Below are 12563 nucleotides of genomic sequence, written 5' to 3' on the forward strand. Positions count from 1 at the left end.
TCTATTTGTTACAGCACTTGTGCTGCTTGTGAAGATAGTAAACGGTACCAATCATCAACAGTTGGACGTTCTGCTAAATCTGCAAAAGTGATTTCTTTCCCTTCGCGACGCCATTTCTCTACTAAACTCATAATTCTGACCGAATCAAGTCCTCTATTTAATAAGTCTTCATCAACTTCAATACTCTCTACTGGCTCACGGAGTAGTTGTGCAACTAGTTCATGTACTTTCTGTAAAGTGATTCCTTCACTCTCATCGCTTTTTACACTTTGTAAATCTTTTAATAGTAAGTTTGTTGATGTCGTTACTGCACATCTATTTGATGCATACTGCAATGCTTGTTTATGATGCTCTAGTGAAAAATCAGCAACTGCATCTGCTACAAAAAATGGCTCTATACCATCCATAAATGCTTCACAAGCTGTTAAAAGGCAGCCAATATGCGCATAAATACCGCAAATAATAAGTTGATCTCTTCCCTGCTCATTTAAAATTTCTAATAGATTCGTCTTTTTAAATGCACTATATCTCCATTTGGTTAGGAATATATCATCCTCATCTGGAGTAAGCTCATCGACAATTTTCTTTTTATCTGGTCCAGCAGGAATACCGTCACCCCAAAAGTCTTGTAATAACCCTCGTTGTTCTAACGTTTGTCCACCAGGTTGCGCTGTATAAACAACTGGTATACCAAGTTCCTTGCATCTTTCTCTTATCACCTTAATATTTGAAATTAGTTCTACTTTTGGCGATTCTTTATCGCTATATGCATCAAGAAAATATTCTTGCATGTCATGGATTAGAAGAACCGCACGTTTCGGATCTGGCGTCCAATTCACTTTATTTTTTGGTAGTTCTGATTCAATTGGCATTTTATATACTGAAATAGATGGGATAGCCATCTAATCACTTCCTTCCGATTTTTATTATTGTTTTACTGTAATAAGTTTTTCAGCAATGACTTTACGTAATTCTTTTTTGCTTACTTTTCCAACACCTGTTTGTGGGAATGATTCAATAAATTCAATTCGATCTGGAATCTTATAAGCTGCTATACCACGTTCTCTTAAGAACATTTTTAATTCGTTTGCAGTTAGGACTTGTCCACGAGCGATAACAAAAGCGCAAGTGCGTTCTCCTAAATAATCGTCAGGCATAGATACAATTGCTACATCATGTACTGCATCATGTGCTAATAGATGATTTTCAACCTCTTCCGCAGCAACCTTCTCCCCGCCACGATTAATTTGATCTTTATCTCTTCCTTCTACAATGATGTAACCTTGTTCATTTACTTTCACAAGATCTCCTGTACGATAAAATCCATCCTTTGTAAATGATCGTGCATTATGCTCTTCCGCTTTATAATAACCACGAATTGTATATGGCCCTCTTGTTAATAAACTTCCTACTTCACCGGGTTTTACATCGTTATCATTTTCATCAACAACCCTTACTTCATCGAATGTAGACATCGGTCTACCTTGCGTATGAATAATGATTTCTTCAGGATCATTTAATCTTGTGTAATTTACTAACCCTTCTGCCATACCGAACACTTGCTGTAACGTACATCCAAATGTAGGGCGAATACGCTTCGCAACTTCGGCACTAAATTTCGCACCTCCTACTTGAATAACTTGCAGGCTCGATAAATCGTCGTTACGGGAAGATGCTGCATCAAGCCAAATCATTGCTAATGGTGGAACGAGCGCTGTAATCGTAACTTTTTCTTTTTCTATAAGAGCAAATGCCTCATCTGGACTACCTCCAGTTGCCAATACTACTTTTCCACCCGCATAAAAAGTTCCAAATGTCCCTGGAGAACTCATCGGGTAATTGTGTGCTACTGGAAGAACTGCCATATAGACACTTTCTGCATTTAAATTACAAATGTCAGCGCTAACACGTAAACTATAAATATAGTCATCATGTGTTCTAGGAATTAATTTAGAAAGTCCTGTCGTCCCTCCTGATAATTGGAGAAACGCAACATCACTTGGCTGAACTTCTGGTAACGGAATCGGATCCATATAAAGATCAGTTATGTTCACGAATTCTTCTTCTTCCCCCACTACGATTACATGTTGTAAAGCGGGAACTTTCTCTTTCACTTCTCTTGCTAGTTTTCGGTAATCAAAGCCGAGAGCCTTATCTGAAATAATGTAAGCACTCGCCTCACCGAACTCGCAAAAATAACTAATTTCACTACTGCGATGAGAAGGTAGTGCAAAAACAGGAAGTGCTCCAATGCGAAATAGCGCAAAGCATATTTCGAAAAACTCTATAATATTAGGCAACTGGATTACAACTCGGTCCTCTTTCTTTATTCCTAAATTCAGTAAACCTGAAGCTAAGCGATCTACCTTTTTATCAAGTTCACTATACGTTATATGCGTATTACTACTTACAACCGCAATTTGATCCCCATATTTTTCAGCGCGTTCTTTTAACATCGAACCAAATGTTTCTCCAAGCCAACACCCTTCTTCTCGATAGCGATTGGCAAATTCTTTTGGCCATTCCGTATAACCTATTAACATTCTTTCTTCCCCCTATTTTTCATTCAGCGAATTATCTCTTAACCCTAAAGCCTTCAACATTGTTTGGAACTTAGCTGATGTTTCTGCTAACTCATCTTCTGGCTTTGATTCAGCAACAACTCCAGCACCTGCATATAAGCGAAGTGTATTCTCTTGCACTTCAGCACAACGAATTGTAACAATCCATTCGCCATCTCCATTTAAATCGCTCCACCCTAACATTCCTGTAAAGAATTCACGGTCAAATGGCTCAATTTTTTGAATAGCCTCTCTCGCTTCTTCCATTGGAGTTCCGCAAACTGCTGGCGTTGGATGAAGGGCAATTGCTAATTCTAAAGAAGACGTATTTGGGTCCTTTAGTTCACCTTTCACTTCCGTAGACAAATGCCACATTGCTTCACTATGAATAACTGAGGGTTTTTCTGGAACATGTAATATATGACAGTAAGGGCGAAGCGCAGCGGCAACCGATTCAACTACTACCGCATGTTCATGTAAATCTTTTGGAGAAGAAAGTAATTCTTCTGCCCTTCTTTTATCTTCTACTGGATCCTCACTTCGTGGTCTTGAGCCAGCCAACGGATTAGAAATTACTTGCATACCATGACGTGAAACAAGTAATTCAGGACTTGCTCCAATTAACGTCTTACTGTACTCGTTTTCATCTTTCGGCAAATTAACAGCAAATGTGTAGCCGTGCTTATTATGTTCCGCTAATTCACGGAGTAGTTTTTGTTGATCAATTTTCTCGGAAGACTTAACATCCAATGATCTGGATAGAACGATTTTCCTTAAATCTCCGTCCTGAATTTTTGCTATTCCTTGCTTCACACCATCCATATAAACTTCAGGAGCTGGAACCGGTGTCATTTCAAATGTCAGTTTCTCATTTCGTTTTATCTCATTTGTTGTCTCTAACTGTAAACGCTCAGTAATTCTACTATGTTCTGGTACGATAAGTTGAACTTCTTTTCTACGATCAAAAGGCAAAGCACCAACAACGATAGGATTCGGATTTCCGGCTTGTTTTGCATTACTTAATACCGCTTGTACAAGTTCTGGAAAACTTTCAATTTCATGATGTTTTACTGTAGTAAACTCTCCTTCTGTCAATATCGTTCGAGTTGGTGAAGCGAAAAAGAACGAAGATTCAGTTTTATAATCTTCTAATAATTTTTCTGACAGTTCCTTTACGGCTATAAGTTCATTCATAGTATTAAAACCTCCTGAATTTTTTATTAAACTCCTAATGTAGCTCCGCCATCGACACATAAATTGTGCATTGTAATATGACTCGCTTTATCAGAAGCTAAAAACAATACTGCTTCAGCAATTTCTGAAGGTTGTGCAATTTTTTGTAACGGAATACCGAGTCTATATGTATTTTGAGAACCAGCAATTATATTTTCAGCTCCATTCTCATCAGCCCATAGTAATCTTTGCATTTCAGTTTCAGTAGAACCAGGAGAAACTAAGTTGCAGCGAATATTGTATGCTGCAAGCTCTAATCCTAAACACTTCATAAACATTGTCGTTGCAGCTTTTGATGCAGCGTACGCAGCCATTTCCATTCTCGGAGTATTTGCCGCATTTGAACCAACTGTAACAATTGCCCCTGACCTTCTTTGCATCATATGTTTACTTACTGCTCGAGACATATAGAAAACTCCTGTAGAATTTACAGAGAAGGTTTTATTCCAATCTTCATCACTTAAAGAGTGAATTGGTCCCATACGTAATACCCCTGCAACATTTATTAATATATCTATTGGTGCTATATCATTTTCAATACCGTTTACCATATCTTCAACAGCGGTACTATCACTCACATCTAAATGAAATGTTTTCATACGTGTTTCATTTAATTCATTTTCATTTAAGAGTACGTTTAACCCCTCTTCATTTTGATCAACCGCAATAACTGTAGCTCCTCTTTCTAAAAACATTTTGGCAACAACACTGCCTATACCTTGAGCTGCACCTGTTACTAAAACCGTTTTTCCATCAAATTCCCCTAAGTTCATTTCCTCTATCCTTTCATTTGAAAATTGATCTAATTAAACAAATAGTGATAATGATAACGATTATCACTATCAATGTAAAAAATAATACACTTACTAAACTAATTGGTCAAGTGTACTTTTCATCAAAATATTATTCATTGATAATGTTTTTCATTTAATATTCTTACATAGAAATGATAATCTTTCTCAATAGACTTGTCAACCTATTTTTATTTTTCAGATAAAATATTTTAGTACTTCTCAATACAATTACATCTAAAAGCATTAATAAGTACTTACATTAAAAAATTTAATTCGTACTCCTCTTTTTAAAATTGAAGAAGATAAACTGTAGATACCTTCATTTACAAAGCCTTACCAAAAACTCAAGTATATATTTTCTCAACATTTTTCTGAAAATATCGAGAAAGTATATCTTGCAATTACCGATGCATGTCGTGTTTATAATTTAAGATTTAATAAGTATTTCGAATATAATATATCAATTTATGATATTCCAATATAATCCAAACGGATACTTTACTCATTTTTTTGCCTCTAGAAAATTCCACATGTTGTAATTCATAAAAAAGCACCCTATTAAATAGGGTGCTTTTTAGTAAACATAGTGTTAAAGAAGATTTATATACTTACGCTACACTGCGATACTCTTCTTCTTTTTCTTTTTTCTGCTTAGGCACTTGGATTAAAAGTGCGATAATAAATGATACGACACATAATACGCCGATCACCATGAAAGTTGGTTTGAATCCACCTAGAACTGCACCGATAAAGGAACCAGCGAGCGCTCCAAATCCAAATCCTTGATACACAATTCCGTAGTTCTTACTATGGTTTTTCATACCGTAGAAATCACCAACGATAGCTGGGAAAATAGTGATATTTCCACCAAAGCAAAATGCTACACTTGCTACACATACGAAGTAGATACCATAATTTAAATCTACGAAACTTAAAACCAAGACTGAAGCTGCCATAACAACAAATGTACCAGTAACGATTTTTAAACGGCCGATTTTATCTGATAACGGTCCTAGAATAATACGACCTAATGTATTGAAGATTGCAACCATAGCCACCGCATTAGCTGCTGTCGCTGCGCTAAGCCCTACAAGTTGAACACCAATGTCTTTTACCATACCAATTAAGTATAAGCCACTCATACATGATGTAAATAACATAATAAATAATAAGTATACTTGTTTTGTGCCTAACATTTCTTTCGTTGTATATTCCTGAGTTTTTGTTTCATGAACTGCTCCTTGATCTGCAGCTTGATGGATTAAACAAGCGCCAAGGACAATCATAGCTGTAACAATTAAACCCCAGTATATAAACGCTTGTGATACACCAACTGATTCAATTAACTGTGCGTTAATATATTTAAAAATTAAGCTACCCGAACCATATGCAGAGACAGAAATACCAGCAATTAAACCTTTACGCTTTGGAAACCACTTTATTAAATTGGATAATGAAGTGATATATGCTGTACCATCTGCATAACCTACAACAACCCCTGCTAGTACATAAAGCAATATTAATGAGGAAGCTTGTGAACTAAGTATTAATCCAATTCCTAATGCTAGTCCAGCTATCATAATAAGTTTACGAAGTCCCCATTTTTCTTGCAATTTACTCGCAAACAAAGTTGAAAACGCTAAAGACAGGCTAGTAATTGAGAAAGTTATAGCAACAGCGTTAAGACTCCAACCGTATTTACTCACTAAGGGCTGATTGAATAAACTCCATGTATATATCGTACCAAGCCCCATTTGTACTATGACTGTTCCAAGGACAACAAGCCATGGATTAACCGATGATTTTTTCATACCATCTCTCCTCCTCTTTCTATTTCAATGCTATTCGCTAAATATACTTTTTTTATTTTTATTTTCGCCACCTCATTCGACTTAACAACTTCATTGTATAGGATGTTTTCGCTTATGTAAGCACTTACAAGATGGAGCGTCAAAAATATGGAATCAGTTACAGAAAACGAAGGGTGAAATACAAAAAACTACTTGTTAAATACGTAGTAGTTTTTATAATGTTTTACATCAATACGACTTATGTGTGTTTTCATATCCTCTTTTATACAAAGTTATGCGCCCTGTTACACCATGGCTGGACTTCAAAATTTTGATTATCCTATACAAACAAAAAAACACCATATTCTTTTTAACTCCCCAGCTTTATAACATGTTGCGTCTATATTTCTTAATACAAATCATTTAATAGTCTTGTAATCTGGCTTCTCGTTACAATGCTTGTAATCAAAAATCCCACCATTTCCACTTCCGTATATCTTGTTTTTCTAACGAAACATACAAAATTACAACGTTTTTTACAATTTTCTACATAAAAACAGAAAATATATAATTCATATACATAATGTTGCACTTTAATTTTTACTAAACAACAAATATTTTATTGATAAATAAAACTAAACATTCACTAATATATCTATACGTGGTTTAATATATATAATAAACAAACATTTCTGACTTTTATAAGGAGGTACTATGAAAGCAAACGTAGGCGATACTATACTATTTCAACGAAATAACTTAAAGATCACAGCATCTGTACTAAAACTATACACTGAATCGGTCTTAGTTGAAGTCACAGATGTAAGCGGTGGTACTTTTGAATTTGACCGAACAATTGTAAATCATAAAAACTATAAAATTTTAAATGCAAATAAATAAAACAATACAATACAAAATAGCCCCTGCTTAACAGCGGAGGCTATTTTGTATAATAACAATTCATTAATTTACATATCCTAAAACACTAACAATCTTGCTTGCTTTTAAATTATTAATATAATAATAAATTTCTAACCCTCTTCTCTCAGCTCTTAGCACTTTACCTTTCATTTTTGATAAATGCTGCGAAACAGTCGATTGAGGAATATTCAATATTTCTGTTAATTGTGTTACATTACAAGTTTTGCGTGCACTTAATTCATTTACAATTTGTAATCGTATTGGATGCGCCATTATTTTTAAAATATCCACATCTTCTTCAGTTACTAAACTTTTTTTTATCTCGCTCGTATATGTTGTCATAAGACATTCCCCTTTTATTTGAATTCCTTTTTATTAAAATCTGCTTCTAAATAAAATATTATCTCTAAATATACAATTAAGACCCTTATATAGAAATAATAGGATTTTGATTATTTAAAAACAGCAATACTATACAATTTCATCTATTTGGTACATATACATAATACAATTTCAATTTGTGCTCTATGTGAAGTTAGCATAAATTTATAATGAAGATTTTTCAAACAATTCACATCTAACTATATACTTCCTCATAATACTATCCAGTGATTTTAACATATTTTAGGCATTTGTATATACTATTGCAAAACACATTCTTATTGAGGGGGAATTTATATGCCAACACCGTTACAAGAACAAGTTGAAGAAGCTCGTGAAACGTATGTCAGTCGTATTATTTTAGTTGGTGGTTCAGCTTTATTTTTAACAGGTGGTGTTATATCTGCAATTTCAGCCTTTAAAAGTTATAATCGTTTGGCAAATACGCCACCTTCTTCAAATGATTCATAATTGCATCATTCATTCCTTTAAATAATAAAGATGCCGCCTCTACTATAGAGACGGCTTTATATAAAAACATTATTAAATTCATTTGAACTTAATTGAAAAAACGTTATAACAATTTGGTACAATGTTCAAAGTAATGATAGATACTTTCAATTTGACAAGCTTATTTCACCACAAACCGCGTCTGACTACAACCATCCTTCTGCTTCGTTACCTCTAATACAGCTGGCATTGCGTTTTTCAGTTCTTGAACGTGTGAAATAACACCGATAAATCGGCCTGATTTTTGCAAGTCGATTAGGGCGTCAACTGCTTTCGTTAATGACTCTTCATCTAATGAGCCGAATCCTTCATCGATAAACATCGTTTCGATGGAAATACCACCCTCATACGCTTGAATTACATCTGCCATTCCAAGTGCTAAGCAAAGTGATGCGTTAAATTTCTCACCGCCAGATAATGTTTTTACATCTCGGGTTTGACCTGTATATGCATCATATACATCTAATCCTAATCCACTTTGTCGATTCCTCTTTTCAACTCGTTCGCTTCGTTTTAAATAAAATTGTCCATTTGATAATTTACGTAGTCGTTCGTTCGCAATTTGAACAATTTGTTCTAAATACTCAATTAAGATGTAACGTTCAAAGGATATACGACTATCGTTATCCCCTTTCATTACTTCATATAAATCAACAAGTTCTTGGAATGCTTTTTCTTCCTCATGAATTTGTTCATCAATTCGTTTAATATTTTCATGTAAATCCGTAATATATGATACGGCGTTTTGAGCACGTTGTCGTTTTTCTTTAATAATATCAAGGCTAATTTCCAATTCTTTCACTTGCTCATCTAATGAAGAAATGTCCATATACTCTTTATCTTTTAAGTCTGCTTTTAATTCTTCAATTTGTTTTGTAAGTACTTCTAGAGATGAGTAATAACTTTGGATTTCTTGTTGTAACTTATCCATCTCAGCATCATTTAATTTGGATTCTTTATATGTTAATTGATCTGTAAATCCGCTTTGTTCTAGCTCTTTCATAAAGCGTGTGAACGTCTCTTCTTTCTTCTCTTTTGCACTATTAAATTGATTAGAAGCATTATCATGTTCTGCTTGAATACGTATATTTTCATTTTGCCAATGTTGATATGCCTCTTGTACTTTCTCCCATTCATCTTCCATTAACCTAAGTTCTTGCAGAGCTTGGTCAAACTGTACTTTCCAAGCTTGTACCGTTTGCAAGCTTTCCGGAATATTTTGCTTATCATGTTCATATGACGTACGAAGCTGCATACACTCCATTTCAGTACGGTGCTGCACAGTTTCTACTTCACGCTTTTGTTTCTGGAGTTCTTCTACTTTTTCTTCTACGCTTTTTATATTCACAGCAATTTGCTTACGCGTTTCTTCACTTGCTTTTAACGCATTAACTTCTGCTGCTAATTGCTTCCCTTTTTGAACGAGCGCACTATATGTTTCTACTAATTCTTCTGAGCGATAGCCTCGCTTTAGCACTTCTTCTATCACTTGTTCATATTGAACTCGATAGAAATTCCACTTTTCTTCTAATTGAACATGTGATTTTTCCGCAATATTTTTCTTTTCTCTTAGCTCATTTAACTCTTTTTCATCAATTGCATTACTTTGCTCTGTAGCTTTTTTCGGGTGGTCCATACTACCACATACTGGACAAGATTCACCATCATGTAAATGAAGAGCTAATATACCAGCTTGTTCACTTAACCAGCGGCGTTCCATATTTTCATATGTACTAACTGCCTGTTGCATCTTATGAAACGCACTTTCTTTTTCTAGCTCGTATTTTTGTTTTTCTTGCCATACATCATATGCCTGCTTTAATACTTTTGCATCTTCTCGCATATTCGTTAGTTCTTCTACTTTAGCTACATATTGTTCAAGCGCTGCTTCTAATTGCTGTAATTCGCCAGACATTCTTTGTTTTTCATTTTTATGCGCTTCTAGTTGTTCATCTAACTTTTGCATACCTTCTTTTAATTTTCCTATTTGAATTTCAGCATTTTGCAAATTTAACTTTTTCTCAGCTAATGATGCAATAATTGGCTGTAACTCTTCTAGTCTTTGAACTTGTTTTTTAGCACTTTCTCGCTCGGATGCCTTATTCTTTAATGCTTCATATTTCTCCTGAGCAAGTGCAAAACTGTTCATTATATGCTCTTTTTTTGCGATTATCTGTTTTAACAAACTTTCAGACTGCTGTTCATATTGCATCGCTTCCTCATACCATTGCTCAAATGGTAATAATCGCTTCGCCTGTTCCGCATGTTTAAAAGATTTTTCTTTCATTTCGATTACGGCACGGTTTTCTTGTAAAATACTGTACTTCTCATTCTTTTGTTCTAAATCTTTGAATTTCTCATTTACAGCTTTTGCTGCATGAAAACGTGCCTCTGCTTCTTTTAATTGTTTCGTTTTGTCATTTTGTTCTAAGTGTAATTGCTCAACCTCTGCATTGTACCAAACTGTTTCTTGTTCTAATGCCTCTACTACTTGATGTGTATTTACATGCTCTTGTTCCACTAATGTCTCTAATAATGCCCCATCACGTATTGGTAATTTAAATACATTACGGAAATATAGCTCACGTTCTTTTTGTTTTTCTTGTAAGACGTCTTTCCATTGTTTACGCTTTTGATCTAATATCTCACGCATTAATTTATAACGATCTGTTTTAAAAATGCGGCGTAGTATTTCTTCTTTATTTTCCGTTTCAGATGTTAATAATTTTCGGAACTCTCCTTGCGGTAACATGACAATTTGGCTAAATTGATGTTTACTTAATCCAATTAAATCTTCAACTTTTTTATTTACATCCGTTACATGAAAACGATCGACACATGGAACTTTTTCCTCATCAATTACTTCATATAATTCGACTGCATGTCCTGTAATTGTTTTATTTCCTTGTTTTTTATGGCCCAGTTGTCGTTTAATTTCATAACTTTTTCCTTTTAATTGAAAAGTTAATTCCACACTTGTATAAACATCATCATCAGCAAATTGGCTACGAAGCATGTTTGTATCACTGCGCTCTTCTCCACTAGCCTCTCCATATAATACATAACAAATCGCATCAAAAATCGTTGTCTTTCCAGCTCCTGTATTTCCAGAAATAGCGAAAATACGATGCTCACCAAGATCTTTAAAATCGATTACTTCTTTCTGTTTATATGGACCAAACGCGGTCATTATAAGCTCAATCGGTCTCATCCTCGCTCACCTTCCCGTTCTTGCACTGTTTGCAAAACATCTAAAAATAGACGTTCTTTCTCTTCTGATAAATCTAGCCCTTTCATTTCTTTATAAAATGCTTTTAAAAGAGATAAATCATCCGTTTTATGTCTTGAAACAGTTACTTCATTTTCATCTGTGAACTCTCGTCTTTGAATAGATCTTTCAACATGCATTGCATTTGGGTATACAGAACGTATTTTTTCCATTGGCTGCAAGACAGGATTTTCATCTAATAATTTCACAAATACATAATCTTCACTCACTGGATGAAGCAATAAATCGTCTATTTTCGCTTCTACTGTACGCATTTTACGACGTGGTGTAAGTAAACGTTTTTCAATTGTTGTTTCACCTTTTTCATCCAGTTCCACAATATAATATCCTTTTTTATGCTTTTCTTCAGAAATAGAATATGCAAGTGGTGAACCTGAATAACGAATTGTCTCATTACGTACAAAATGCGCTTGATGTAAATGGCCAAGCGCCGTGTAATGAAACTTATCAAAATAATGGCTATTTACATATTCAGCACCACCAATTGAAAGTGGTCGTTCCGCATCACTCGTATTTTCCTCTGCCTCTCCTGAAGAAGTTACAAATGCATGTCCTACAAATATGTGTCTCGCTTCTTTATCCATCGTTTCAGAGAGTTCGTTCATAAAAATACGCATCGCATCATCATGAGAACGAACATCTTCATTTTTCAATATGTGTCTAACAATACTTGGATCTGCATACGGAACGAGATGGAAATGAACCTCTCCGTATTCATCATTTAAAACAACAGGATTGTATGGAAACTGGAATTGTCCAACAATATGTAATCCTTGTTTTTTCATTAAATTACTACCAAAATGTATGCGGTCCGGACTATCGTGGTTTCCTGCAACTGCGATTATTGGTGTTTGTAAATCAATAACTATCTTTTGTAATACATCATTTAATAAGTCTACTGCTTCTGTAGGTGGAATTGCTCGGTCATATAAATCTCCTGCAATAATTACAGCATCCGGTTTTTCCTCTTCAACAGCTTGTACAAACTGATCTAACACAATTTTTTGATCTTCAGTCATATATACACCATGAACAAGCTTACCTAAATGCCAATCCGCTGTATGAAAAAACTTCATATTACCCT

Annotated in this window: 10 protein-coding genes; 2 read left to right on the plus strand and 8 right to left on the minus strand. The window is 34.7% G+C overall.

The window, feature by feature from the left end; all coding sequences use genetic code 11:
* Positions 1–8 precede the first annotated feature (8 nt).
* The 5 genes from B5P42_RS14435 to B5P42_RS14455 all read right to left on the minus strand — a co-directional run bounded on the left by B5P42_RS14435 (position 9) and on the right by B5P42_RS14455 (position 6399).
* Complete coding sequence (locus tag B5P42_RS14435; RefSeq protein ID WP_002012770.1) at positions 9–902, minus strand: isochorismatase family protein; 894 nt, start codon at positions 900–902, stop codon at positions 9–11.
* 24 nt (positions 903–926) lie between these two features.
* Positions 927–2543 carry a (2,3-dihydroxybenzoyl)adenylate synthase gene (locus B5P42_RS14440; RefSeq protein ID WP_002192926.1) on the minus strand — a complete coding sequence of 539 codons (1617 nt, stop codon included), beginning with the start codon at positions 2541–2543 and terminating at the stop codon, positions 927–929.
* Positions 2544–2555: 12 nt separating this feature from the next.
* Positions 2556–3755: an isochorismate synthase DhbC gene (dhbC, locus tag B5P42_RS14445; protein WP_016094091.1), complete on the minus strand. Its 1200-nt coding sequence runs from the start codon at positions 3753–3755 to the stop codon at positions 2556–2558.
* Positions 3756–3781: 26 nt separating this feature from the next.
* A complete protein-coding gene (gene dhbA, locus B5P42_RS14450) occupies positions 3782–4567 on the minus strand; it encodes a 2,3-dihydro-2,3-dihydroxybenzoate dehydrogenase (RefSeq protein WP_002012767.1) in 786 nt (261 codons plus the stop codon).
* Between the two features lie 629 nt (positions 4568–5196).
* A complete protein-coding gene (locus B5P42_RS14455; RefSeq protein WP_002085734.1) occupies positions 5197–6399 on the minus strand; it encodes an L-lactate MFS transporter in 1203 nt (400 codons plus the stop codon).
* A 693-nt stretch (positions 6400–7092) separates the two neighbouring features.
* Between B5P42_RS14455 and B5P42_RS14460 the strand changes: the two genes are divergently transcribed.
* Complete coding sequence (locus tag B5P42_RS14460; RefSeq protein ID WP_002012762.1) at positions 7093–7278, plus strand: YkvS family protein; 186 nt, start codon at positions 7093–7095, stop codon at positions 7276–7278.
* A gap of 63 nt (positions 7279–7341) precedes the next feature.
* Here the strand turns inward: B5P42_RS14460 and B5P42_RS14465 are convergent, their stop codons facing one another.
* Positions 7342–7641: an ArsR/SmtB family transcription factor gene (locus B5P42_RS14465; RefSeq protein WP_002012759.1), complete on the minus strand. Its 300-nt coding sequence runs from the start codon at positions 7639–7641 to the stop codon at positions 7342–7344.
* Positions 7642–7977: 336 nt separating this feature from the next.
* On the opposite strand from B5P42_RS14465, the gene B5P42_RS32005 reads away from it, so the two are divergent.
* Positions 7978–8151, plus strand: a complete 174-nt coding sequence (locus tag B5P42_RS32005) for a hypothetical protein (protein ID WP_002031929.1) — start codon at positions 7978–7980, stop codon at positions 8149–8151.
* Between the two features lie 160 nt (positions 8152–8311).
* Here B5P42_RS32005 and B5P42_RS14470 read toward each other — a convergent pair whose 3' ends face one another.
* Together B5P42_RS14470 and B5P42_RS14475 are read right to left on the minus strand one after the other, a co-directional pair.
* A complete protein-coding gene (locus B5P42_RS14470) occupies positions 8312–11401 on the minus strand; it encodes an AAA family ATPase (protein WP_113734501.1) in 3090 nt (1029 codons plus the stop codon).
* Positions 11398–12555 (minus strand): exonuclease SbcCD subunit D, encoded by a 1158-nt coding sequence (locus tag B5P42_RS14475; protein WP_002012752.1) that lies wholly within the window; start codon positions 12553–12555, stop codon positions 11398–11400. Before B5P42_RS14475 ends, B5P42_RS14470 begins: the two co-directional genes overlap by 4 nt.
* Positions 12556–12563: the final 8 nt, after the last annotated feature.

Origin of the sequence: Bacillus sp. SRB_331, assembly GCF_003264175.1 — a bacterium.
Classification (GTDB): domain Bacteria; phylum Bacillota; class Bacilli; order Bacillales; family Bacillaceae_G; genus Bacillus_A; species Bacillus_A mycoides.

Coding starts and splice junctions, on each gene's coding strand:
- B5P42_RS14435 (WP_002012770.1), bottom strand. CDS start 902: ATGGCTATCCCATCTATTTCAGTATATAAAATGCCAATTGAATCAGAA.
- B5P42_RS14440 (WP_002192926.1), bottom strand. CDS start 2,543: ATGTTAATAGGTTATACGGAATGGCCAAAAGAATTTGCCAATCGCTAT.
- dhbC (WP_016094091.1), bottom strand. CDS start 3,755: ATGAATGAACTTATAGCCGTAAAGGAACTGTCAGAAAAATTATTAGAA.
- dhbA (WP_002012767.1), bottom strand. CDS start 4,567: ATGAACTTAGGGGAATTTGATGGAAAAACGGTTTTAGTAACAGGTGCA.
- B5P42_RS14455 (WP_002085734.1), bottom strand. CDS start 6,399: ATGAAAAAATCATCGGTTAATCCATGGCTTGTTGTCCTTGGAACAGTC.
- B5P42_RS14460 (WP_002012762.1), top strand. CDS start 7,093: ATGAAAGCAAACGTAGGCGATACTATACTATTTCAACGAAATAACTTA.
- B5P42_RS14465 (WP_002012759.1), bottom strand. CDS start 7,641: ATGACAACATATACGAGCGAGATAAAAAAAAGTTTAGTAACTGAAGAA.
- B5P42_RS32005 (WP_002031929.1), top strand. CDS start 7,978: ATGCCAACACCGTTACAAGAACAAGTTGAAGAAGCTCGTGAAACGTAT.
- B5P42_RS14470 (WP_113734501.1), bottom strand. CDS start 11,401: ATGAGACCGATTGAGCTTATAATGACCGCGTTTGGTCCATATAAACAG.
- B5P42_RS14475 (WP_002012752.1), bottom strand. CDS start 12,555: ATGAAGTTTTTTCATACAGCGGATTGGCATTTAGGTAAGCTTGTTCAT.